At 56.3% G+C, this 25,225-nt stretch carries 17 protein-coding genes and 2 pseudogenes; 13 read left to right on the forward strand and 6 right to left on the reverse strand.

The genetic code is table 11. The features are described 5' to 3' along the window. The first annotated feature begins 544 nt into the window (after window positions 1-544). From PSR62_RS14975 to PSR62_RS14985, 3 genes are all read left to right on the forward strand, one after another. Window positions 545-838: a hypothetical protein gene (locus PSR62_RS14975; protein WP_274403804.1), complete on the forward strand. Its 294-nt coding sequence runs from the start codon at window positions 545-547 to the stop codon at window positions 836-838. Window positions 839-1,082: 244 nt separating this feature from the next. Further along, window positions 1,083-1,442: a hypothetical protein gene (locus PSR62_RS14980; RefSeq protein ID WP_274403805.1), complete on the forward strand. Its 360-nt coding sequence runs from the start codon at window positions 1,083-1,085 to the stop codon at window positions 1,440-1,442. A gap of 69 nt (window positions 1,443-1,511) precedes the next feature. After that, window positions 1,512-2,141, forward strand: a complete 630-nt coding sequence (locus PSR62_RS14985; RefSeq protein WP_274403806.1) for a DUF6985 domain-containing protein — start codon at window positions 1,512-1,514, stop codon at window positions 2,139-2,141. 418 nt (window positions 2,142-2,559) lie between these two features. Here PSR62_RS14985 and PSR62_RS14990 read toward each other — a convergent pair whose 3' ends face one another. Further along, window positions 2,560-3,708, reverse strand: coding sequence for an IS91 family transposase (locus PSR62_RS14990; protein WP_274403807.1), 1,149 nt, complete (start codon window positions 3,706-3,708; stop codon window positions 2,560-2,562). 14 nt (window positions 3,709-3,722) lie between these two features. Beyond that, the gene (locus PSR62_RS14995) at window positions 3,723-4,763 is read right to left on the reverse strand and encodes a tyrosine-type recombinase/integrase (RefSeq protein ID WP_338020203.1); all 1,041 of its coding nucleotides are present in this window, start codon (window positions 4,761-4,763) and stop codon (window positions 3,723-3,725) included. Window positions 4,764-6,323: 1,560 nt separating this feature from the next. Here PSR62_RS14995 and PSR62_RS15000 point away from each other — a divergent pair. The 5 genes from PSR62_RS15000 (at window position 6,324) to PSR62_RS15015 (ending at window position 10,348) form a co-directional block, all read left to right on the forward strand. Beyond that, the gene (locus PSR62_RS15000) at window positions 6,324-6,785 is read left to right on the forward strand and encodes a hypothetical protein (RefSeq protein WP_274403809.1); all 462 of its coding nucleotides are present in this window, start codon (window positions 6,324-6,326) and stop codon (window positions 6,783-6,785) included. 431 nt (window positions 6,786-7,216) lie between these two features. Continuing rightward, entirely contained in the window at window positions 7,217-8,140 is a 924-nt protein-coding gene (locus tag PSR62_RS15005; RefSeq protein ID WP_274403810.1) for a tyrosine-type recombinase/integrase, read from the forward strand. Further along, entirely contained in the window at window positions 8,059-9,567 is a 1,509-nt protein-coding gene (locus tag PSR62_RS15010) for an IS91 family transposase (RefSeq protein WP_274403811.1), read from the forward strand. The genes PSR62_RS15005 and PSR62_RS15010 overlap by 82 nt, the downstream gene beginning before the upstream one ends. Window positions 9,568-9,833: 266 nt before the next feature. Beyond that, window positions 9,834-10,052, forward strand: a complete 219-nt coding sequence (locus PSR62_RS25760) for an addiction module protein (RefSeq protein ID WP_443217275.1) — start codon at window positions 9,834-9,836, stop codon at window positions 10,050-10,052. Window positions 10,053-10,057: 5 nt separating this feature from the next. After that, window positions 10,058-10,348 (forward strand): type II toxin-antitoxin system RelE/ParE family toxin, encoded by a 291-nt coding sequence (locus PSR62_RS15015; RefSeq protein WP_274403812.1) that lies wholly within the window; start codon window positions 10,058-10,060, stop codon window positions 10,346-10,348. A gap of 526 nt (window positions 10,349-10,874) precedes the next feature. Here the strand turns inward: PSR62_RS15015 and PSR62_RS15020 are convergent. After that, window positions 10,875-11,132, reverse strand: a pseudogene (locus tag PSR62_RS15020) (IS91 family transposase); the annotation flags it as partial. 225 nt (window positions 11,133-11,357) lie between these two features. Next, a pseudogene (locus tag PSR62_RS25765) lies at window positions 11,358-11,542 on the reverse strand (IS91 family transposase); the annotation flags it as partial. Window positions 11,543-11,669: 127 nt separating this feature from the next. On the opposite strand from PSR62_RS25765, the gene PSR62_RS15025 reads away from it, so the two are divergent. The 4 genes from PSR62_RS15025 (at window position 11,670) to PSR62_RS25770 (ending at window position 14,550) form a co-directional block, all read left to right on the forward strand. Next, a complete protein-coding gene (locus PSR62_RS15025) occupies window positions 11,670-12,047 on the forward strand; it encodes a hypothetical protein (protein ID WP_274403814.1) in 378 nt (125 codons plus the stop codon). 480 nt (window positions 12,048-12,527) lie between these two features. Continuing rightward, a complete protein-coding gene (locus PSR62_RS15030; RefSeq protein ID WP_274403815.1) occupies window positions 12,528-14,195 on the forward strand; it encodes a hypothetical protein in 1,668 nt (555 codons plus the stop codon). Next, complete coding sequence (locus PSR62_RS15035) at window positions 14,188-14,394, forward strand: hypothetical protein (protein WP_274403816.1); 207 nt, start codon at window positions 14,188-14,190, stop codon at window positions 14,392-14,394. Before PSR62_RS15030 ends, PSR62_RS15035 begins: the two co-directional genes overlap by 8 nt. 39 nt (window positions 14,395-14,433) lie before the next feature. After that, complete coding sequence (locus PSR62_RS25770; RefSeq protein WP_443217430.1) at window positions 14,434-14,550, forward strand: SEC-C metal-binding domain-containing protein; 117 nt, start codon at window positions 14,434-14,436, stop codon at window positions 14,548-14,550. 260 nt (window positions 14,551-14,810) lie between these two features. On the opposite strand, the gene PSR62_RS15040 is transcribed toward PSR62_RS25770, so the two are convergent. Both PSR62_RS15040 and PSR62_RS15045 read right to left on the reverse strand, forming a co-directional pair. Next, window positions 14,811-17,393 carry a DUF7133 domain-containing protein gene (locus PSR62_RS15040; protein ID WP_274403817.1) on the reverse strand — a complete coding sequence of 861 codons (2,583 nt, stop codon included), beginning with the start codon at window positions 17,391-17,393 and terminating at the stop codon, window positions 14,811-14,813. Between the two features lie 882 nt (window positions 17,394-18,275). Beyond that, window positions 18,276-19,523: a carbohydrate porin gene (locus tag PSR62_RS15045; protein ID WP_274403818.1), complete on the reverse strand. Its 1,248-nt coding sequence runs from the start codon at window positions 19,521-19,523 to the stop codon at window positions 18,276-18,278. Window positions 19,524-19,956: 433 nt separating this feature from the next. On the opposite strand from PSR62_RS15045, the gene PSR62_RS15050 reads away from it, so the two are divergent. Continuing rightward, a complete protein-coding gene (locus PSR62_RS15050) occupies window positions 19,957-25,104 on the forward strand; it encodes a two-partner secretion domain-containing protein (RefSeq protein ID WP_274403819.1) in 5,148 nt (1,715 codons plus the stop codon). The last annotated feature ends 121 nt before the right edge of the window (window positions 25,105-25,225 follow it).

Raw genomic sequence — 25,225 nt, forward strand, 5'->3', positions numbered from 1 at the left:
ATCCATTTGGTATCATGACTCCCGTAAAGAAAACCGGAACTAAGTACAGGGGACTTCCACCCCACAAGATCACGCCCATGTTGGGCGTACTGCAACGGAGAACGGGTGGTTCGTTTTCTCGTCTGCTTGCAAGTCGTTCGCCCGTTCCCGCTGATGCGTAACGTTATTCGATTGACTCATGCTCGTATCGGCGGACGAATCGCTGCGATATGTGTGGCTCGATCCAATGCTCGTTCAGCATTCGATTCAGGTCGCGAGCAGTGTAGATTCCATGCTCGCTTGCCAGTTCGTTCCATGCTCGATGTTGCCGTTCGATCATCCGCCCAATTTGCCGCGTGAACGTCGCAGACCTGATACGATGAATTCAGAGCCACGCAATTGTTTCGGCGTTTCCCAGGATCGTGGTGCGCTCGCTCCTGCACCGCCTGCGCGTGAACGAATAACCATTGCGTGCACACTGAGCGGTGGTGGAGACCAACCTCGCTTTCCAATCACACTGACCGCCACCGCCAGGTGACGCTGACCGTTATCCGACTTTCAAACCATGAACTCTGAATTCAAAGCCAATCTGGATCGTAAACTCGCCGACTTGCGTGACTGGATGCGCGCACACTCCTTTGCAAATTGCCGCATCGTACAGTACTGCGGAGTTGAATGCCTTGGAGGCGTGGACATCGAACGCGATGAACTTGAGTGCCGCGTTGAATGCTACATCAAGGAGGGATTCAACGCCGACTGGAGCATACTGGATTCGCTTGCCGTCCTTCGGATTTACGAATATCCTGGCCCCGAGCCGGCGTGGGATCTCGTTCTCTCCGAAAGCGATCTTGCGAGCTGAACTTGAAATGCAACCCGCTTAAATGCACTCGGATAACCATGGGTTGTTGACGGAGCGGCGGTGGCACGCTTTTTCGTTTGCTTGCAAGCCGATCGCCGCCGCCCGCAAAACCCTACCGTTCCCCGATCAGGAGTTAGCGATCGAACTGAACCCCTACAACCCGCCTCAGACTTTTGATGCAGTCGAGTCACGAGATGCAACCGCGATCCGAAGAATTCGACCCCCGGCAACTGGACTCATCTTCATGCTTTCGGTTCAATCGTTTGGCTACGCTATTGCAGGAATTGTTGCTCTCGCAATGCTGGCTCTCGGGGAGACTGTTGACGCGACGTTGTTTGGCATCTGTTTCGCCGTGGTGCATTTCTTCGCAATGATCTTTATGATTCAATCAATGCGACATGTTCGTCGACTGCAAGGGCTTCGCAACGGAAGAATTGCGGCGGGACTTGCGTGTATCCCATTCATTTCGCCTGCGATCTGGATAGGCATTCCTCTCGGTATCTGGCTATCCGTGATTCTATTCAAGGACGACGTGGCTGCGGCTTTTCACGAGACAAACGCAGAAGACGGGGAACCATCGGTTGCAACGGAGGCCGCGAGTTAACGTTTTTGAAGTGGTGAGTCGTTCGCGCGGCCCCGTTGAACCGTGCCGTTACCCGAACGAATTAGTCCGTTGAGCGAATTTTTTGAAAACTTCAAATTCGACGAGTTCGACGACCCTATTCCGTGGGTCACATCAAGCCCCGTTTTTATAGACGCCGAGCTAACTTACGAGTTCGATTCATTGCGAGGATGTGTCAAGCGGAACCAGCGTCGACGTAGAAACGCAACAGTCGAAGTCTATGCCCACAATGAACTTGAGAACGGATACCAAGAATTCCAGCAGGCAGCATGGGGCGATCTAAGCACCTACGCAACTTCGGTGGAAACAGCAGTGGCAGAAAAGCTCTGGCCGATTTGCCGTGAAAACTTCACGACCTGTATTGCTTCTCTTGAAACGCACGAAAAGACATGGAGTGCGATTCGCAGTAGAGAACAATGGGACGACAAATCCGTTTTGCTGAAACAGATTGCACTAACAGGCATTTCTCTTTTTGATACCGAAATCGCTGGTCACGGCATTTTCTCACTCGACTTCGCAGTCGGATGGGACGAAGAGCACGGGGTTAGCCTTTTGATGGTCCGTGACAAGGTCATTGCAAAGAGCGGGCTGGCTGACTTCATTTGCCGCGGTGAATCGTTACTCGATCATGCAAAGTACATTCAAAACTATGACTTCACGCAGGGCGATTTGCGTATTTGAGCAGTACGAAACGGGTAACCAATAAGGATTTGACTTCGCGTGGATGCGGCGGTTGAGTCTCTTTCTCTTTCATGTTGCTTCGTTCGTCGCGGTTCAAAACGCGTCGCCTAGCCGAAGCTCAAGTCCTCTGTTCAAGATGCCCGGGGGTAAATGGCGAGGCGTTGATTGAGGATCTCTTGGGAATTGCTTCCCGGCTGCGTTCTCTAACGAAGAGGCAGGTTGGTTTTGAAGTAGGTGAATTGCTGATCGGCCGTTTGCTCTGTGCCTGTTCCGCTGGCGACGAGTTGGATGGAAGCGGATTGACGCTCATTGCCCGATTAATTTTGAGCTTGAGATTGCTGTCGCGACATACCTTCCTCCTTCGCCCTCCTGAAGACGTTCGAATTCGACCGGTCATTTCACTTCCCCGGTTCATGCGTTACCCACTGTCGTAGTAAGTCAGCCCATGCTCGGGACGGATGCCCTGCGACGACAACGATGTGTAGCTGACCTCAATCGCTCGCATGATCCCGCCGCACAGGCGACACTTCATCGGCACGGTCAGTGGTTCATCCTGTGGCGCGTAGCCGCTGCCCAGCCAGAACGTCCAGCCAAGCATCAGCCAGACCAACCACTTCACCTCCTCCACTTTCACCTTGCTGTTCCCGCTCATCCATCCGTAATGACGGATCTTCATGAAGTTCGTCGGCAACACGTGCTGCAAGAAGTTGCCCACGAAGTCTTCGCCGGCAACCTCTTTGCTCTGAACCACGTTTCTTTTGCGACGAATTTGGTACGTCACCGTTTCTGAGTTGACATCGATGATCCGGCTGTCGTTGATCGCGACTCGATGGATGTACGGTGCCAGGTACTTCAGCGTTGGAACGCCGTGCCCGACCGCCTGGATGTCGACGACGAAGTCTTTCGTCCAAGTCTCGCGATCGACTTGGTCATACAGCCCAGCGGCACGAAGCTCATCGGCCAGCTTCGCTTTGTAGACGCGGATCAGCGTGCCGTGATGGAACAAGAAGTTCTCCGGTGTGCTCTGCCATGATTCGGCATTGCCTTGCTCATCCAGTTTCACTCCGCCGCCAGGAACGACATAGTGAACGTGCGGATGATAGACCGCCGGGTCTCGCCCCCAAGTATGAAGCACGCCGAAGAACCCAAGCTGACATCCTTTCAGACTCTTGGTTGCCGCGCCCACATCGCGAATGCTCTGACTGCCGGCATCGAACAAGCATCGGTAGCCGTCACGTTGGTGAACGCGCAGCACCAAGCCGATCTCCCGGGGCACAGTGAAAGTGACCAAGAAGTGATGAACCGGCATCAGCTTGGCAGACTGCGTTTCAATCCAAGCCTGCGTCTTCTCGTGACCGCAGTTTGGACAGTGTCGATTGCCACACGAACGTCCGACCCAGTGATCGCTTCCGCAACCGCCGCACTGGTAGTGAACACCACCCAGTGCACCGGTGCGACAACGAGTGATCGCGCCAAGAACTTTGTCTTCGGCGATCGAGATCGAATCGGCGTGTTGCTGCAGGTATGCCGGTGCGAATTGGCGAAGAGCCTCCGCAACCGTGGGCATTTTCCAGAGCGGGTTTACTCGCCGCTGCCAGGCAGCCTACCGAACAGCCTTTCGATTTCTTGACGAGCGTTCGCCTCAGCGGTGTCAGTCAGATGCAGATAGACCAAGGTGGTCTGCAGCGACGAATGCCCCAAGTACTTTTGAATCACCTTCAGTCCCACGCCCGCTTCGAGCAAGTGCGTTGCATAGGAATGACGCAGCGTATGGATGCTGACCTTCTTGCCAAAGCGGAGGTTCTTTGTGATCTGCTTCATCGCTCCTTGAACGGCCGTTTCGCTCATCGGAGTCGTCGCTTGGCTGACGCCGTCTTTGGCAAGGCTGTGGTTTCGGCCATCTGCCGGAAACAGCAGGCGTGGGTGCCGGTGACTTGCCCAGTAGCTTCGCAGAAGTCGAACGGTCGTCGTCGGCAGCGGGACATACCGGTCCTTGGCTCCCTTGCCACGATGGACATGGACCCAGCCTCGCTGGGCGTCGATGTCACTGACCTGCAGATGCAGTGCTTCATTGAGCCGCAGTCCCAGCGAATAGACGGTCCAGAAATAGACGAACATTCGCCGCGTGGTCGCCGAGCCGATCAGTTCATGAACCTGCTCGATCGTCAGCACCTCCGGCAACGTGGTGATGTTCTGGAGCTTGAGCATCTTGATGATTTCCCAGTCACGCTTGCAGGTGTGCGTGAAGAAGAACTTGATGCCCGAGAATGCCACGCGGAGTGATCCATAAGCAAAGTTGCGATCGTTTTTCAGGTGCAAGAAGAACTGCCGCACATGCTGCTCGTTCACCTGGTCGGGACTGCAGCCGGCGAAATCAGAGAGCTGCCTGACCGCTCGGATGTAGCCATCGTGAGTTCGTTTGGCCTTGCCGGTCAGGTGCAAGTCTTCAGAGAGTCTCAGGCGAAGACTTTCAGGGAAGTGGGATCCAGGTACATCTTGCGAATCGTTTGAGCTAAACTTGGACATCTTGGTTTCCTTTTCAGGAGGAGTTGCTGAGCTGTTCCCAGCGAACAGCTCCTCCTGAAAGGATGCTTCCAATAATCCGTCACGCTTCCGTTCCACCACCAATACGAAACCGCCGCGATAGCGGCTTACTTGAACCATGCGATGATACGGAGCGGCGGTGGTCGCCGTTTTGGCAATGGTTGAGTCGCTCGCCGCCGCCCGCATATCGCTACCGTTATTCGATTGACTCATGCTCGTATCGGCGTACGAATCACTGCGACATGTGGGGCTCGATCCAATGCTCGGTCAGCATTCGATTCAGGTCGCGAGCAGCGTAGGTCCCATGCTCGCTTGCTGGTTCGCTCCATGCTCGAGGTTGCCGTTCGATCGTCCGCCCAGCTTGCCTCGCGAACGTCGCATACCTGATACGATGAAATCCGAGCCACGCAATTGTTTCGACGTTTCCCAGGATCATGGTGCGCTCGCTCCTGCACGGTTCACGCGTGAACGAATAACCATTGCGTGCACACTGAGCGGTGGTGGAGACCAACCTCGCTTTCCAATCACCCTGGCCGCCACCGCCAGGTGACGCTCACCGTTATCGCACTGGCGTTAGACGGCGCATTGTTGTGCTACACGGTTTGCTTCGGTTGACAGATGTTAGAATGCGATTTTATCGGCTCGCTCATTCGCTTCGGTCGAGGCTGTTGGTCACACTGCGGTAGATCGAAACTGGTGACAAACGTCACCGGTGGGACCGAAGGCTAGACTGCTATCGCTGTTCGATGCCGCCGGGCGACACAGCAGCTAACCGAACGCTCGCTGGCACCCGATCCGGCAGGCATAGACCAGTTGGTTCCGTTGGCATCCAGCTTTGCGCAAGTTGCTGTTGATTTGTGCTTCGCGGCTTTGCGTGATGCGTACGGCGGGATGTCCTGCCGCTGGGCCATTGGGTGATTGGGATTGGTTGCTGGCTTCGGGTCTTGTTAGCGGTTTGCGCGGTCAATGCTTGCTGCGTCACGCTGCAGTGGGCTAAAATGCGGTTCACGCCCTGCTTGTTGATCTTACGCTCTCCGCTCCACATGATTTGCGATAACCAAGCCATTCAACGGAGCACGGCTTGCCAGGTTTTTTGCAATGGAAAATCAAACGTCCGTGCCCGCTGATGGCAAACGTTATTGCGACGAATTGGTTGGTTGCTCGACGACGTTCACGTTGCTTCGAGCATTCGCGTTTTGCTTGGGTTGCTTTGGTTGATCGCGAATCGCTTGACGGAACATGCTGGTTGGAACGCGGCGCTTTGCACCTACACCCGAGTTGGTTCTCAAGCTTTTTTTGCTGGCTTCACGGTTGATTGGCAATCACCGGTCGCCCATCATTGCATTCGCAACGCCGCTCGATCACTCCATCACCCGTCGTTTACGCGAAATGGTTGGCTTTTGCATCGTTTCCCGCTTTGTTGTTTCGCTATTCGGCCTGTCGTACAATTTCACTTGATATGACGGCGCCCAGCCATTCCGCCCCGCACGCAATAACCAATGCATGCTGCGGAGTGGCGGTGGAGACCAACAACAAGTGGAAATCCGGTTTTCGCCACCGCGCAGATGCTTCCCGTTACCCGACTGAAATGAGACTCTACGCCACTTGAGATACGTTGCTTACGCTCTTTTGTTTGCCATGGCCTTCCTGATCTGTGGCTCCACGACTGCGTTAATCGCTGGAGCGATCCTAGGGGAAATCAATGATGTAACACGCTTTGAAGGTGCACGCGGCTACATGGTGGGAATGTTCGCATTTCTAGGATCAATCCTGGGGCCAATCATCGGCATTGTTATCGGTATCAAGAATGCGGCGTTGCAAGGCCGTGCCGATTACCGTGAGCATCCGAGTTCTTCTCGATCTGGCAAATTGTTGTACTGGACTGCAATGTATACGTTGGGGTGTGGACTGCTGGCTTTCGTTCCAGTCACCGCATATTCGTACATCGACCTTATCTCCACCGTTTGGATCCTTGCCGCTATCGTGACTTCAGTGACCCTGGCATATCCCTGCTACGAGAGAAATCGTTGGTGGATCGCGCTGCTTGCCGGGCAATGCTGTGCCGCGCTCATCGTCCCAGTGCTATGGTTGACACTGTGATATGCTCGGGTAACCATGCGATGAACACGGAGTGGCCGAAAACACGTTTACAAATGAAAGATCAACCGCGGCCACCCGGTTATCGCAACCGTTGAACTTAATCGAGTCGTCCGGCCGACACGCTTTCTCCAGTGCACGGGCTGGCAAGCTCTTTCGGTGGGGGGCCGCTTCCTTGCGGTGTGATGGTTGGCATCCCTGCCAACCATGCATGTTCCATCAGCTTCGCTGACTCGAACTCTGCGGCGGGAACGTGATGGATGACGGCAGTGGCGGTCTTGAAATAGCACGCTCATGGGAATGAACGCCTTCGGCAAGGTCCGGTTAAAACGGTTGTAGGACTTGCGCTTTTGGGTTTCCCAAGCACTGTGGAATGCTTCCGCACACCGAACTCTCGGCGTGCGATGCTTCCATCCTGCTTTGAGACAAGTGCAATGGCTCCCTCCGAAGAACATTCTTGCAAGCTGACTCGCCGAATGGCTGAGGACATGCTCATCCGAAACATGGCCCCCGCGACCATCAAGGCTTACACCTATCACGCCAGAAGGTTTGCCGGCTTCATCGGTAAATCGCTCGGCGAAGCAACCGTCGAAGACGTTAGAACCTTCCAACTTTACCTGATCCAAGAGAAGAAGGTCGCCTATAGCTCATTCAACCAAGCGGTTTGCGCGCTACGGTTTCTGTACACGCACACCATCCGGGTCCCTTGGCCCGTCACGATGGTTCCCTTCGGGAAACGGCCCAAGACCTTGCCGATCGTGCTCAGCCGCCACGAAATCGACAAGCTGCTTCAATGCACACCCAACCTGAAACACCGAACCTTCCTGATGACGCTCTACTCGGCGGGACTCCGGTTCTCCGAAGCGGCCCATCTGAGGATCGCCGACCTCGATTCGGATCGGATGATGATTCACATCCGACACGCCAAGGGAGCCAAGGATCGACTGGTGCCGCTCTCACCCAGACTCTTGAAAGAGCTGAGGATTTACTGGAGCAAGTACAGGCCGACCGACCTGCTGTTCCCCGGCAACTCAGCGACCAAGACCTACGCCGACACGTCGATTCAAAAAGCCATGAAGCGGTCTGCCGAGAAAGCGGGAATCAAGAAACGGGTGTATCCGCATGTGCTCAGGCACTCTTACGCGACCGGACTGCTCGAAGCGGGCGTGGACTTGCTGACGATCAGCAAGTTACTCGGGCACGCGAGTTTCGTCACCACGATGATCTATCTGCACTGCCGGCGGGAGCACCTTTCCAGCGTCCCCAGTCCACTGGATTGGTTACCGGTGAAGCAACTGCCGACGTATCAGCCGCCCCAAGAGAACAGCGGGATCTCGGAGACCAACAGCCCAAGCTAAGCCTCACCGATATCCTGCGGCTGGGTGCCGCCGGCGCGGTCAACGATTCGACGTGTCCTCAAGTCCAAAGCGTGTTGGCGAAGATCTCTTTGTGCCGCACACACGTGATGGGAGGACGCAAGTTCCAGTGTCGCGATTGTGACGAGGTCACGTCGCTTTACAACTCTTGCGGCGACCGGCATTGCCCGACCTGTAGCGGTGGCAAGCGAGTGGACTTCAACGACAGAGCATCGAACCTGATCCTGCCGGGAGTGACTTACTATCAAGTGGTCTTCACCCTCCCGAGCGAGTTGTCTGAGTTGGCGTTGGCGAATCGAGAAGAGATGGCAGACCTGCTGGTTGGTTCAGCTTGGAAGAGTCTTTCGACCCAGATCAAAGCGGAGCAAGACTACGATCCGGCGGCCATCTCGGTGCTGCATACCTGGAATCAAAAACTGGAAGCTCACTGGCACGTGCACTTGTTGGTTCCCGGCGAAGGGCCCCGTCTCAACCATGGGAAAGGGCTCAGTCGGCCAACTTGGAAGCAGGCGACGGCGCCGCCGGGGGCCAAGAACTCCGATGGCTTTCACTTGGTTCGTGCGGCCGCACTTCGCGAGACCTACCGAACCAGAGCGATCGCGAAACTGCGACGGCTTCGACGTGCTGGCAAGCTGAAGCTGGGCGGCAAGTTTGAACATCTCCAAGAAGACGAGCACTGGGATGCATTCATCGAGAAGCTGGAATCGAAAAACTGGGTGGCCTTCATCCAGCCGCCTCCGGCCGCCACGAGCAGTGCCACTCAAGTGGTCAACTACCTGACGCGTTACCTGACCGGCGGTCCGATCAGCGACCACCGAATCACTTCGGCCAATGGTAGGGAAGTGACGTTCCTGGCCCGAGAAGGAGTGAAAGCTGGCGGGGATCGCCGGCAAGTTCCGATCACCCTGAAGACGAGCGACTTCGTTCGTCGCTGGTGTCTTCACATCCAGCCGGACCAGTTGACCAAGACACGCTACTTCGGTGGCTGGTCCAACAACCGGCAAGCGACCTATTCGGCTCGATGCCAGGAGTTGCTCGAGTCACTTGGACGCGATGTGTCAACGGTCGACGAAGCGACGTGCGAAGAGGAGCATCCCGACTTGCTGTGCGAGCACTGCGGCAGTGACCGATTGGAGCTGGTCGCTCAGACGGCGAAGCCATCTTGGAAAGAACTGATGTGGCGAGAGAGCGACAGTTGCCCGTGGTGGTATGCCGACCTGCAACGCGAATCGCATCGGAAGTTCTGGGCGGAGTCCTATGGGGAGGGATTTTACGATTGGTACAGGGAAACTCAGGTAGAAAGTGCAAAGGGAATCTTGGCGGAACCAACTCGCCGGATTCAGCTACCGCTGCCAGGATTTTCGCCAGTTCGAGACCATCATGAGTCGTATCTGATAGACTCGTTCTAGCGACCGGGAGCATCCCGATCGCTCGGTTGCCCGCTACCCAGTGCGGCGACAAAGTTCAACGCACGATCTATCCGCAAGACAGGCGACCAAGCTCTACCGCAACGTGGAGCTTTTTCAACGCCTGCCCAGCGGATAGATCGCAATTCGTTTCGTTATCCGACTGAAGTGCGTGCGAACCGGCGTTTCCGCTTGAACCACCGTTCGGGTGGCTTGCGTTGGCGAACCTGCTATACTGAACTCGTCACTCAAACCGCCAGGAGCAGTCAATGACCGCTGACCAACTTATAGCGGATGCGGCGTCGCTTCCACCATCCGACCGACTTCGCATTGCTCAAGCAATTTGGGACTCTCTTCCCGAAGACGCTTACCCCACAGCTGGCCCGGAAATCAAGGCAGAGCTTGATCGCAGGATGGCAAAATACCGGGAAAACCCGGAGAGCGGAATGACTATCGAAGAGCTTCGCAGTCGGCTAGAGGCCGATTGAGCCAAATGAGCGTACGCCTTGTTGACGAGGTCTTTCTCGACCTGCGAGCGGCGCGGGATTGGTACGACCGAAAGAGTTTCGGCTTAGGCGACGAGTTTGCGGATCTGTTCTTCACTATCGCTCGTGGATTGCCAGATGTTTCCTTGCATCACGCAATTGACGAAACTGGTTATCGCCCTATTCGGATGCCCCGGTTCACTGCTGTCATATACTACGACCTCACGGATATCGAGATCGTCGTGGTTGGCGTGCTGGTAAACGGTCGAAACGCTTCGGCTCTCAAGAATCGCGGATAACCAATAAGGATTTGACTTCGCGTGGATGCGACGTTTGAGTCACTTTCTCTTTTCTGTTGCTTCGTTCGTCGCGGTTCAAAACGCGTCGTCTAGCCGAAGCTCAAGTCCTCTGTTCAAGATGCCCGGTGATGAGCGCCGAACGGCCCGCCTGTTCTCCCTTGGACTTTGCTTCGATTTCCTGCCCTCCGGTGAAGGCTCTGGTTCGTTCCAAGTGCAACTCTTCGGTGGTTGGCCACGTGCTCGGATTCTGGTTGTGCTGGATCGGCCGTTTATTGCATCGATTGAGATTCACTGCCTGGTGGTTTTTGAGGCAAGAGATTGCCGTCGCGACATGTCATCCCTCTTCGTTCGCCTGAAGACGTTCGGATTCGCTTGGTCGTTTCGCTTCCCTGGTTCATGCGTTAAGCAGTTCGGCAGGAGTCGTTCAGTATTTTGAATGTTTTGGGTAGCGTCGTTGCTCCCACGTACAACCGGGGCTAACGCCAACGGCTCACATGGTTTTGCCCGATCATTCCTGCCGACCTGCTTACCCACTGTCGTAGTAAGTCAGCCCATGTTCGGGGCGGATGCCCTGGGATGACAATGACGTGTAGCTGACCTCGATCACTCGCATCGCCCCGCCGCACTGGCGGCATTTCATCGGTGCGGTCAGTGGTTCAACCTGTGGCGCGTAGCCACTGCCCAGCCAGAAAGTCCAGCCAAGCATCAGCCACACCAGCCACTTCACTTCCTCGACTTTTACCTTGCTGCCCGCGCTCATCCATCCGTCATGGCGGATCTTCATGAGGTTCTGTTGGTGGACTAAATTCAACGTCTATTTGCCGTTGTTTTCACAACCCGACGCGTGAGTGAGGGACTCCCCTGATCCGGCGCATGGTCCCTCGCTCACGCGTCGGGTTGTGATTTTCGCCACGGCAGTGAATGAGCAGGGGTGCGAAAAACGCTTCCTGACATTGCGATCCGCGAACGCGGCCGACAGTGAAATGCCTGCATAAAGCGCATCTTCAAAAGACGACAGCAAGGTGTCGCTGACCTCGATCACTCGCATCGCCCCGCCGCACAGCCGACATTGCATCGGAGCGGTCAACGGTTCGGCTTGCAGTGCGTGGTCGCCGCCCAACCATTCGGTCCCCTCCAGGGCGAGCCACACCAACCCTTCACCTCCTCCACTTTCACCTTGCTGTTGCCGCTCATGGTCGCCAAGAGCGACATTGCGTCAATATCTGGGTGGGTGGCACGAAATGCCCCCATTTGATGGCGTGGGCCGAGAACACGACCTATTGTTTTAGGATCAGAACAAACTTGACCCGAAGCGAGCAGAATGATGAAACAATTGATTGGATTTGTGGGCGCCGTTGCCATCTTGGCATGCCTGGCGATTTGGATGCCTGAGTACATGGAGGCCCGGGAAAGCCGGGGCGGTCATCGGGTCAATGTTTTATCCAATCAAGGCGGCGGAACATCGGACCCCGAGTTCATTGCGTTCTGGGAATCGATTCATCGGGATCGACTGCTCGAGTATGTTGATCGATACAATGAGACCGGACAGGTGGATCTGGACTCGCTCGCGAAGTGCGCCGATTTTGATGCCTATTCAGCCTACTTGCGAATCTCCAAATTGGAGTCGGTCAAGAAATTTGAGTACGCACTGCGGTTCACAGACAGCCTGTTGGAATTTCAAGACCGATTGACGCGTTGACTTGTTACGCTTGTTGGCGGTCAAGTTGCCGAATGTCCTGCTCACTGATTTCGACGATCAGCCGGTCTCGAGAAGCTTGGATTTGTTTCAGGACTTCGTCGAAGCTGACAAACTTGAGTCAGCCAATTTGACATGGCCCGCGGATAACTGGAAGATTGAGTTTGACTTCCTCTTTGCTTGTCCGCCGAGTCGTTGGTCCGTTGGAGAATCTCCAACGGTCCCCAAACCTGTGGTTTGGGGCTTGGCTGCCTGTGGATTGAATTCGTTTCGAAGATCGAGCGATCAGCCGGTGCGCGTTCGCCCACGGTTGCTGGAGACGAACCGGACGCGCTCGCGTTCCGGCTGATTCAATCGACGGTCTGGCAGGTTGTGGTCTGTCCGGATGGAAGAGTCCATCGTAGGCTGAAATCCAATCCGGCTTTTGGAACAATCAAAATCAACCCAAGCTTCTGACTCCCACAATGAACGGCGAGCTTTTCGATGGATGCATTCAGTCAAAACGATGATCCCGAGACGCCGCCCATCACCGTGGTGGTCGTGGATCATGATGAGTGGCTCCTTGGCACTGCCGTGCCATACGATGCTGCGCTGACGATTTGGGCGACGATGTCAGAGGACCCGGCGAATTGGGATGAGGTGGCCGATCATTGGAGGCGATATCGTTGCCCGAGTGTTTGTGAGTTTGTTGATGGACTGGCGATCCAAACCGGTGGTCGGGAGGAGTCGCTGAAGGCGATTCAGGGGCATTCGAACTGGTTGGCAATCGACATGGTTCAAAAGCGAATCATGGTTGGCGACGGTGTTCAATCGCTCGGACGCAAGGCGACTTTGGCGATGGATGGTGAAGAAGAAGGGGGGCAGTGTTGCCCGCTTCCGTTTTGCATCCCCCCGTGGTGGGAATTGCATGAATCGGCGGCTTCGGATGTGGTTGCGAAGCCACGCGAAAGCGAGATGGTCATTCCGCGAACCGATCGGGCATTCCTCTATGGTTCGCCGATGCTCGAAACTTTTGCCACGCGAATCTTAGAAGCCGGTTGCGATGGCAGGCTGCCAGGCGAGGACTTCAACGATCGCGAAGCCGACAATGCGCTGCACGGATTGACGGTGGAGGTGCACATGGATTGGTTGATGACCCCACGTGCGGACCTGTCGGGCCGGTGTCCACGCGTTTTGTTGCATGGTGCCCACGATTGGAGCGATGCGGTCATCTGGGGCCAACAGCAAAGGTTTGAGAATGGAGTCGCGATGATTGCGGCTCCGGATGACGTGGTCGGCTACGACGATGCGCCGATGGGGCGAGAGGAGATGATCCTGTACTTTGACCTGTGCCGCGAATTGATTCAGGCGGGTTGGTCCTGGTGCGAACGCGAATCCAACGAGGAGTGGGAGGGGGATGCGAGTGACGATCGGCGGGAACGATTGATCGCGTGTCTGTCGGCCGTGCGGGATGCTTGGTGGGATCAATCCTATGAAGGTGGATCGCCGCCTTCCTTCATCGTCGAATGCAGTCGCCGCCGGGTGCCACGTGGGAGCGAGGTCCCGATCGAAGGAATGGATGGCATCGAAAGCGAGGAACACGTCGCGGATTGTGATTGCCCCATTTGCGACATGATGGCATCCGGTTTGTTCGGTGTCGGATTCACATCGCTGTCGGGTGATCATCTGGAACTGGACAACGAGTTTGCGTTTTCGACTTACGAGTTCAGAGAAGATTGGCAACGAGAGCAAAACGACTATCTTGCGTTCAGTGAAGAAATGGATCGAAAACAGGCTCTGGGTGACGCGGGAATTGCGGCGGGTGAGAGTGAAGCCGAGGAGTACGCTTCGGCTTGGTCCAGCCCGATGAGTGACCAGGGGCTGCCCGGCGACCCGCGAGGTCACTTGAAGTTGTCATTCCGTCTCGCGGAGATCATCGGCGATTGGAAGCAGGCAGGGGCTGCGGACGAGACGATCAAGCGATTGAACCGGTCGTTTCACAACTACCGAGAATGCACCGAGGATGAGCGAGCAAACGCGAAGGTGGTGCTGCAGGCAACGTTGGAAGAGGTGGCCGCGATGAGTCCCCCGTTGTTGCCGAAAGTAGCGGATTTTCTCTCGCAAGTGGATGCTCAAGAACGGGCGACAATTGAAAATCGAGGGCGTGAGTGAACCGCTGATTCAACAGGCAGCCCGCGAGGGAGTCTCGCAACATCGGTTGAGTGCCGAATCGGCAAAGGTGTGCCGCGAGCAACCTGAGAACGCCGCGAAAGTGGTGCGTTCTGATGTGTTGCCACCGTACTCTCTGGTCGAAGTGATTTCGGAAGGTGGCAAATTCGCTCCCGCCGCGATTCATCACGGCCAGGTTTAGCTCGTATCTGATTTCGAGACACTGGGGGCCTCGATGTCGATGCAAAGACAGCAACCAGTTCGCACGCTGCGGAACACAGAAAGCAAGGTGGGGCGAAACGACCCTTGTCCGTGTGGCAGCGACAAGAAGTACAAACAGTGCAGCCTTCGACGTTAGTGGATGCCATCTTCTGTGGGGATGCTGGCAGGTATTCGCAGCGGCGTGTGCTCGGTTCGCTGGTGGTGAAAACACCTCGTTCAGTTTGCGTGGGGCAATTTCTCTCAAGCGTGGGCGATCATGGAGCAAGCCTTTTGAAGTCCGGAGCGATTGTACGCGACGGTCGGAAAAAAGGAGTCAGGTGCATTTGCCGGAACGGCCCCTGAGGTGCTTCGCACAAAAGGTACCTGACACTGATTTCCCACTCATTGCTTGCCTGATCAGCGTGCTTGATAGACGTCTGCCTGCGGGTCGCCGCCGGATTTGAGATACGCGATGAGATCGAGTATTTCATCGAGCGTCAGTACATCCAGCAAGCCGGATGGCATGAGCGACAGATTCGCGGGCGATGTCTGTTCGATTTCCGCTCGCTTCAGCGCCACCGTTTCCGATCGCAGCGAATCGGTTTGGACCGTGATCACGGTTGCGGACACCCCGATCGGTCGACCGGTGATGACCTGGCCGCTGTCCAGCACGTAGGTGCTCAGGCGATATTTCTCGTCAATCACTTTGGAAGGCTGGGCAATCGATTCCAGGAGAGCCTGTTCGTCAAAGCGGCGTCCGACGTGTGTCAGATCCGGTCCCGTGGGGCTGCCCTGTTCGTTCACACGATGGCACTTCATGCACTGTGCTTTGCCCAGTGCGGCGCGGCCCTGTTCCCATGACCGACCGTGGCGTGCTTGTGGCAGTGCTGATTCCAGTTCGTCCCACGTCCACTGTTTAACGAACGGGGCGGAAAGCGATTCTGCTTCGTCAGATTTCTCGGCGGCAAGTGCCAGCATGTCCAGCCGAGGTTTCAGGCGTTTCTGTTCGGCATCGGTCAAGTTGGCAATCGCATCTTCACGGATCTGTTGCAGGGAGACGCTCAATAACTTCCCGCCCCGATAACTGCGAGCGGCCAGCAGCGAATCGAAAAAGGACTCGCGCGTTTCAGCCGTCCAGCCTTCGGCAACACGAGCCAGCCGCTGCGAATAAAAGATGGCATCTTCCTGACTGATCGCTGTGTGGATCAATTCGACGGTGCGTGGCAAAACGTCGGGTGCCTGCAGGTAGATCAGCAAGCCACACAACTCACGATTCACGTAGCTGCTTGCCTGTGGATACAACGGGTCCAGTCGCGTCAGCACTTGGGATCGGTCCGATTCAGAAGGATGGCCCTGGCGGATGAAGCTCAATTGCCAGACCCGCAGTGCGTCGAGCAATTGTTCTCGGTCCAGTGTCGCCAGCGGCAGTCGATCCAACGCCGCCAACAAGGCGGGCTGATCTTCAGCACGCCCCAGTCGAGCCAGCGCCAGCAGCGCGGCAATCGACGCGGTCGGCCGCGATTCGTTCAACGCACGTTCCCTCCACAGGGCAGGATCTTGGCGTTCGATGGCCAGTCGGGCGGCAAATCGCAGCCAGCGATCTTGACTGTTCAAGTGCGGCCACGCGGCGTCAATCGCTTGGGCGTCGCGTTTGCTGTGCCATTGTTCCAACTCGCGCCGCAGGGCACGTGCCGAAGCGGCTTGCTGTGCCTGCTCAGATTGCTGTGGCTGCTCGGTTTGTTCGGCGGTGTGCGATGCTGCCGCGGCGTCGGGACCTTCGTAGGTAATTCGATACAGTCCTGATTGAGAACCGCGACCTCCGGTGATGAAGTACATGGCTCCATCGGGCCCAAACGTCAGGTCGCAGACGTTCAGTGCGCCACCTTCCAGGAACACCTTGTGTTCGGCTTCATAGCTGGCGCCACGAGGTGTCAATTGGACCTGGAAGATGCGACCGTGCTGCCAGTCGCCCATGAACAACGCGCCACGGTATCCGGGTGGAAAGTGAGATCGCGTGCCGAACTCCAAACCCGTGGGGGAACCCAATCCGGTATCGAGCGTGGTGGGCAGAGAGTCGGCGAAGTACTCCGGCCACTTGCCGGTGCCCCAGCGCCAACCGTATTCGCCGCCGGAGACAACGTGATTCAACCGAGTCGGGCGGTACCATGGCAGCCCGACATCCCATTCCATGTCAGCGTCATAGGTGAACAGTTCGCCGTCCTCGTTGAAGGCGACGTCGAACTGGTTCCGGAAACCTCCCGCGATGATCTCCCAGTTCTTCCCCTCGGGATCCGTCTTGGCAACATACCCCACGCGAATGTCTTGGACGGCGTCCCGCGACTCAGGCAACAGGTGGTCATCCTGGGGATCCCGGTAGGGCGAATCGACCGCGAAACCCTCCGGAAACGCCACGTCATTGCCGTTGACAATGTACAGCATGTTGTCGGGGCCCAACACAACTTGATTGGGACCGTGTCCATAGCGACTTTGGTAATCGAACGACTTGAGTTCTTCAACGGAATCAAACTGGTCATCACCGGTTGTGTCGCGCAACCGATAGAATCCGCTGGCGTTGGTCGCACACACATACAGACTGTCGTGTGCCCAGACGATTCCACGACAATGCGGCAACGTGTTCTCGATCACTTCGAAGCGATCCACACGCTCACGGTCGTCGCTCAAAGACAACCTGACCACACCCCGTTTGTCGCGACCCAGAATGATTCGGCCACGATCGTCGAACGTCATGCTGATCCACGAACCTTCGCCCTGTTTCGCGGATCGCAACAATTGAGCCCGAAAACCGTCTGGCAAAGAAATCGATTCCACCGGAGTCGCTTGGCCACCACCGGGAAGATCGTCATCGCTGTGCAGGGGCGAGACGACAAGGCACAACAGCAACAGAGTCCCGCCAGCAACGCCATGAGGTTGGCGGCAACGGAGTCGAAAAGCGAGACTTCGCAGATTCACAATCAGGTTCCCTGCGGGCAAGTGGTTCACGGTTGGATCAAAACCGAATCAGTCAGCCCGAATTGAAAACAGGTGTCAGGACTTGTGACTTGGGTCTTCCGCGCGGGCAGAGGGCGGATTCGAGGTCAAGGTCGAGGTCGAGGCGATGTGCGACCGATTCTACCCACGTTGCGTGTCCCAATGGGGAGGCAGCCGTCTTCCAGAGTTTGCGCTTTTGGGCGTTCGCCTGGGACTCGAAGTTATTGGTCTGTCATGAGTTTTCACCTGTCCGTTTGTACCCTGCAAATTGGAGCGATCTCCCGAAGGGATGAAAGAGAGTCGCCGGGGTACGCAGGGCGAAACGCAGGGAATGCGTTCCGGCGATTCGAGGTAGCAAAGTATCGGGGTGCTGAGCACGCCCCGGTTGTTTGTTGGATGGGAGGAGGGGCGTGGGCTACGGTGAGAACTTGGTTCGTGTGTGGGACACCACAGCGATGGTTGTTGGCGTGGGTGCCGATCGGCCAAGTGCGCTCGTTCCTGGCGAGCCGTCAACGCAGGTCGAAGGACGAATCAACAGCACTCATCCGGAGCTGCGTCCGGGATCGAGAATTCAATTGGATGAGGTGTTGTTGGAACTTGATGACTCGGACCGCCGCTCTCGAATCCAGGAATTGAATGCCACAATTGACCAGCAAATTTCTGATCGTGATCGGCTTCCAGTCAGTGTTCCTCGCAATCACAGGCTGGAAGCCTATGCCACCTATGTTCCGATCAAACCAACGCACGCCGGAGCAGCGAATGCCAACGAAATCCTTGGTTCGGGGCGCGGGGGTTGCCCAAATTGTTCCATCAGAGTGAACCGCTGAGTCGCTCGACCAGGACGCTGGGCCGGTCGGGGCGGTGCTGGTCGGTGAGGTGCGGTAGCGCTTGCCTTTAAAAGCTCGCTCCCATCCAGGCTCCCAACACGGTGCTGTTGGGGATGTTGCCGGTGCCCCCGGGGTGCACGATGTACTGGATCGCTGGTTGAAGATAGAACGCGGGACAAAGTTGGATGCGGTGGCCCAGTTCGTAAACCCATTCTCCGTCGACCTCTTCTCCGATGGAGTCGCCATAGTCGTCGCTGAGTTCGCCGTAGGTGGCAAAGAAAACGGTGTGGTCCTCTTCGCGTCCAGGAAGAAGTCCCTTCTGATTGATCCCGGCACTGATTTGCAGGGGAGTCTTGGCGACTTGGTCTTCGTCGGAATGGCTTGCGAAAGCAAACGCGACGCAGTCTGGTGCGAGTTCCAGTTCGGCGTGACCGTACAAACGTAAAAACTCATCGGTGGTGCCAACGCCATCGAAGTTGTCAAATTCAAAGAACGAGTGGACTGCGCCCAAGAACATGCGTGCGGGGCGTCCACCAATTTCAGGCGTCCAATCGTACTGGGTGATGAGCGAGACCCCGTCGCTGCCACGGATGCTGAAGTCGAGTCCGTGCTGGGTGAAGTCCCACATGCCATCTCCGATTTGATAAACACCGAACTGAATTTGGTGTCGAACGTTGGGAGCGACCTTCACTCGTCCGCCCCAGACCGGATAGGGAAAGGAGGTGATGATGTTTTCTAACAGCATGGCTCGGATCGGGCCGTTGATCGCAGTGCTGAGGGAATAGCGATACAAACCGTTGTTTGCGAAGTCGGTGTCGGCGGAAACACGGCCAAATTTCAAGGCAACGTCGTCGCAGAACGATTTCTCAATCCACAACTGATACAGATAGCCGACCTGCCCGCCGTAGATGCACATCGGGTCGTAGATTCCACCGACCGCCGAGCTGACACTGTCTCCGTGACGTTCGACCATGGAAATCTTCAGGGTGGTCCCGTGCCAGCCCCACATCCGTTCCAAATCCAGGTCCGCACCGGCATAGATCTGACCGGTGTACGCGTCGTCGGCGGCCAGGCCTCCATCAACGTTCGCTGCGAAGATGGAGTCGTAGTAGAGGAACGGAGTGACACCCGTTTCTTCCAGGCGGGGGCGTGTTCCACACCAGTCACCGAGCAGATGGTTCTCGAAGGGCGTGGGCTCGTCGAGCAGCATTGTATCGCACGTTGACTCGGAAACGCAGCGGAGGTCCAGCTCTTGGCCGCATGCTGAATGCAGGCCGAAGGCTGCAAGCAATGTGATCAATGCCTTGATATTCATTGCCGCAGAAGTTGCTAGAGAGACCGGGGTGCAACCAAACGCGGTTCGGACTTCGAAACGTTTGGTGTTTTAGGTCGTGATCGGTTGGGGCCAGTTGGACGGTGAAGGAATCTCGTGGGAGTCAAAACAAACTTGAGTCGGAAATGCCGTTTGGCTGAGAACTCCTGCCTGACCCGCATCACTTTCCAACGATTGCGTCTGCTTTGCGGCCTCACGCAGGAAGTCGCATTTGGTTGGATGCCATGTGGCTTGAGTCAAAGTTTGAATGTCCGCCTGGTGGGACTCTGCGGACTCTTTCGCGATTGGGTGAACTCTGTCGATGATATTCGATCGTTCTTTCTCTCCGGGTTCTGTCAAACGTGTAAGAGTTCTGGATCGTTCGCTATCGGACAAAAATTTGAAATCTCATCTGGGGCACAAGATGAAACGTTGCTTGACGAAGAAGACAGACCGCCGATCGAACGGTCAACACAATGGTGGCAGTGGAGTTCGACTAACTCGAACCAGCGTCGTTCGAAAACGTTTGCTTCTTGCCGCGATCTTGGCGGGATGCTCGATGCCTGGAGCGTTGTTTGCCCAGGCTCCCGTGGGTGGCAACATTGTCGCGGGTGCAGGAACCATCGATCACAGCGTCAGCAACCTGACCAACATCACCACATCGACCGATCGAGCGGTGATCAACTGGGACGACTTCTCCGTCGGCAGTGGGCACACTGTCAACTTCGATCAGCTCAGTTCGAATTCGGCAGTCCTGAACCGCGTGATTGGTTCAGCACCTCAGTCGTTGATCAATGGGGCCATCACGTCGAACGGGAACGTGTTCGTTTCCAACGCCAGTGGAGTGGTCATTGGCAGCACCGGTGTCATCAACACCAACGGGTTCACCGCCACAACGTTGGACATCACCAACGATCGGTTCATGAGCGGTGATCTGTCTTTCGGTGGCAATTCGAACGCGGCAGTCATCAACAACGGTTTGATCTCGACCGGTGACGGGGGAGCCAACCTGATCGCCTCGCAAGTGTTCAATAATGGCACGATTGAATCAACGGGCAACATCAATCTGGCCACCGGTGGCCAACTGAAGATGGCGGGCGGACGCTATATCCAAGCGGATTTGGAAACGATCAGCAGTGGAATCTCGAAGGGATCGTCGCTGATTCAGAACAGTGGAACGATTCGCGCGATTGGTGGATTGAACGTCGGCGGCGAAGTGTACTTGGTCAATCCCAACGGCAACATCGTCAACGACGCGACGATCATCGCGGCTTTGTCCAATCCAGATGGAACCCAATCGGGCGGGCGGGTCGAAATGATCGCTTCCGCGGATGCGTCACTGAAGAATGCATCGATCGACGTCAGTGGGAAAGTGGGTGGCCGGGTGGTCGTGACAGGCGAATCGGTGGAGATGACTTCGTCCAAGGTGGATGCGTCTGGTGAGTTGGGTGGTGGTGAGGTTCGTGTCGGGGGCGGTTGGAAAGGGCAGGACGCCACGGTTGCCAATGCGACCACGACGAACATTTCGGCCGACAGTCAAATCAGCGTGGATGCCACGGTGGATGGTGACGCGGGTTCTGTCGTTGTATGGGCTGACAAAGCGACCGATTTCGCGGGCCAGATCAACGCCCGAGCACTAGGCGACGGTGACGGCGGGCAGGCGGAAGTTTCTGGCAAGCAAGAATTGGTGTTCTCCGGCAACGCTGACATGAGAGCGAGCCGTCTCGACGGCGAGCACGGCACCCTGTTGCTGGATCCTGCCTCGTTCACACTGGATTCCAGCAACCAAGACGCGATTCGGGCTCAATGGGGATCGGGCAACTTGGTGATCGAAGCGGAGGAAACGATCGACATCGAGGTGGACCTGTTTCCCACCCTGTCATCCGGTGGTGACGAGAAAGGTTACAACGACGGATCGAAGACGACATTGACACTGCGTGAGCAGACCGGTGGCGACGGAGCCGTTGACATCACGATCGCGGCGGAGATGCGTGACAGTCGTCAGGGCTCCGCTGCCGTTGAGATCAATGCGGGAACGGGAAGCGTGACCGTGACCGAGGACGGGAAAATCAGCTCGAATCTGGGCGGGAACAGTGATGTCATCGTTTCCGCGAACTCGTTCGATGTGGCGGGCAGCGTTTGGATCAACAAACTGGTCGCGACAGGCAACGAGAGCGTCGGGGTGGGGAGTGCCACCACAGGCACGATGAACCTCAGCGACGAAACGATGTCGAACATCGGTACGCTTGAGATCCAAGGCAGTGACTTTGATGTCGACATGGGGGGCCCCGCGAGTTCCTATTCGACGCTGAAGTTAGTCGGTGAGACGGTCAACATCGATCGTTTCGAGGGATACTCGCTGAACATTGAGTCCAATGATTTGACGATCACTGGGCCTGTGACCGGCGGTGGAAGCTTTCGATTCATCGGCCAAGCCAACCAGTCGATTGGGCTGGGAAGCGGCAGCGGTGATCTGCAGTTTTCCAAAGCGATCCTGGCGGGGATCACGGGGTTCTATTCGTTCGAGATGGGGCACAACACCGATTCGGGAAGTGACATCTCCATCGTGGATGCTGGGTTGGACTTCAATACGGTGACTTTGCGAGGTTCCTCGATCGACATTGATCGGTTATCGATTGGGACCAATCTGTACATGTACACGGACAGCCTGAACGTCCAAAACGCTCTGACCAAGACGGCGGACACCGGGACGCTCAATCTCACGTCGATGACCAACAATCGGTCCGTTGGTCTTGGAGACGGCACCGCTGGCCTGCTTCAGGTCTCGGCGGACGAGTTTGCACATCTTGGACGTTACAGCTATTTGGAGGTCAATGTCGGCTTCGGGGACGTCACCGTGGCGATGGACTTCACCGGCAACTACGACAATCGAATCGAAGTGGACAACGCCAACGGATTGATTCACCTGAATGGTGTCAGTGTTGATAGCAGCCTGTTCCAATTGATCAGCAATGACCTGCAGGTTTCCGATGCGGTCACAGGTGACATCGATAACACGGCGCTGGCCCTGTACGCAGGCGTCTCGCGGATGGCGGTTGGTTCGGCTGCGTCTGGTGATTGGACCTTGGACAACACCGAGTTTGCCTTCCTCAGCAACTTTCAAAAACTAACGCTTCACAACACCCAAACCAATGGGATGTTGGACGTGGTGGGATTTGAGATCGGCAACGAATTGGATTTCAGTTCGATCACCCCGGGGGAGGTTAACTTCTTGAGTGACTCGATGCGACTGAGTGATGTTTCCGTTCCGAAAGCACTGAATATCTCGGTCTACAGTGGGCTGGCGTTTGACGGCGGCGTGACAACGGATGATCCGACGAGTTCCTTGACCATCACGGCGGGGCGTGCATCGTTTGGCTCCGGCGGTTCGAGCACCATTGGACTTGGGACCGGTACGACCGGAGACGTGCATTTGGATGACGATGAGATCGCTCGCATCACCCAGTTCGATACCGTTCACGCGACGCACATCTATTCAAGTTCGCCCGGCACCACGCAAGTGAACGCAACGTTTGACAAGAACTTGACGCTCAGCGGGGGGCAGCAAACGACGATCGAGTCGCTGACCATGACGGGTGGCAGCGATCTGGACGTCTCGACCCACAACAAGTGGGCAGGGAATGATAGTCCAGGTGCTGACAAGATTGTCGTGGGCGATATCACATCGGATGGCGACATCACCATCGACAGCAGTCGTGTCGAAGTGAATGGGGACGCTCACACGGTCAACGGCGATGTTCGTGTGGAAGCCGAATTGGCAACCATCGGCAATGGAACCCAAACGAGTCACGTGAGCATTGGCAGTGCGAATGGCACGACGACGGTTGAAACTGACGAATTGAATATTAACGCCAGCGGCACCGCGGGGGCACAAATCGGATACGCGTTCACTGGCACTGAAGTGACTGCCGCGGCAGGAGACATCGTCGTCGAGACCACCGGCGATGTGAATTTGACCGGCCAGGGATCGCACTTCGCATCCATTGGACATGGTGACTTGCTCGGTGGCGATGACACCGGCAAGACGGTCTCGGGCGATGTAACGCTCAGTGGTGGGAAGAATGTGACCATTCAAAAGGGGCACGTCGGTCACCTCGTCGATGGCACCGGAACGTATGGATCGGGAAGCACAACGGTGTTTGCTGGTAGGCAAGATTTCACCGACGAAAATGAACACCGTGAGGTGGGCGATTCGCACCAACCTTACTCGTTGGACATTGATGGTCAGTCCGTGTTGGTCAGTGCAGCCTTCGCGGATGAAGGCAAGCTCAGTCTGTTTGCTCCCGCGCTGTCGTCGTACAACCTGGACCCATCGGCGCTGCTCAATGGGGGCAATGCAACTGGGGACCCGCCGACCAATTACGCTGGTCCCAGCGATCCTGACAATGATTTCTTTGGCGAGTACCTAGGCGATGCTGCCCACAACTGGTCTCTGTTTTCAGCACCGATTGGATTGGAGATTCAGATCCTTGACGCCACATCGGTCTACGGCGATGTGATCCTTTCGCCAGCCACGGTTGACATGCTCACCGACGCCTCGGTGTTGTTTGGTTCAACGACGGTGGAGGACCTTGGCTTGCAAGTGGACTACGACGGGATCGATCATGAGACCAACGCCGGAACTTACGTCCTGCAGGTCGACAGCGACGCGTTGAAGAACGGCTACTTCATCCGGAAACTGTATCGAAATGGAGAGACATTCGGGACCGGACCCGGGACTCTGATCACGAACTATGGGCGGCACATCATCACGCCAGCTGATCTGTCGATTGTGGTCAACCATCAAACCAAGACCTACGGCGATCTGCTCACGTTGGCAGGCAATGAGTTCGTCGCAACCGGGTTGAAGAACAGCCAGGTCATCGAAAACTTGGTGCTGGTGTCGGGCGGAACCGCCGAATCGGCAACCGTGCTGGGTGGGCCCTACTCCATCACGGGAAGCTCACCGACTGGGACGGGGTTCCTGACATCCAACTACGGCATTTCGTACACCGCCGGCGCTTTGACAGTGAGTCCAGCCCCCTTGGATTTGATCTTGCTGTCCGACTCCAAGTTGCTGGGCACCGAAGGGGTGACCGAAACCACTCAGTTCATTGCGAATGGATTGAAGCACTTGGATGGGATTGAACACGTGGCGGTTGTCAGTTCCGGCATCCCCACCACGGCGGCACTCGGCGCTTACGATTTGGAAATCGACGCGCCGTTTGGTGTTCACTTTGACGCTTCCAACTACGCCATCCATTCCACCGATGCGACCTTGACCGTATTTTCCAAAAATGGCGAAACCAGTCACGATGTTTGGACCAGGTCTCAATTGGCCACATCGACGTTGCCAATGAATCTCAACGGCGGTGGCGGTGGGATGAGCAGCAGTCAGACTGGTCGTGCAACGGTCGAGATCACCGCTCCAGGGCAGGACGGTGAACTGAGTGGCCATGACGCCGGCCAACCTGATCTGGATGACACGGTGATGCCCAGCGAGCCAACCAGCGACGGAAGCGGGGTTGAATTGAGTGTGTCATCCTTCCAAGTCGATCATTTCTCGGGGAACACGAGGATTTGATTGGGGCGTCTGGCAGTCTGCACGGGTCGGACGCCTTGTCCGGTCTGTGACTGTTGAGGGCCTCGCAGCACACAGCGTCACGGCAGTGGTAAATCGTGCCGAATTTGATCGCTAGGGCAAT

The organism is Rhodopirellula sp. P2 (assembly GCF_028768465.1).
Lineage (GTDB): Bacteria > Planctomycetota > Planctomycetia > Pirellulales > Pirellulaceae > Rhodopirellula.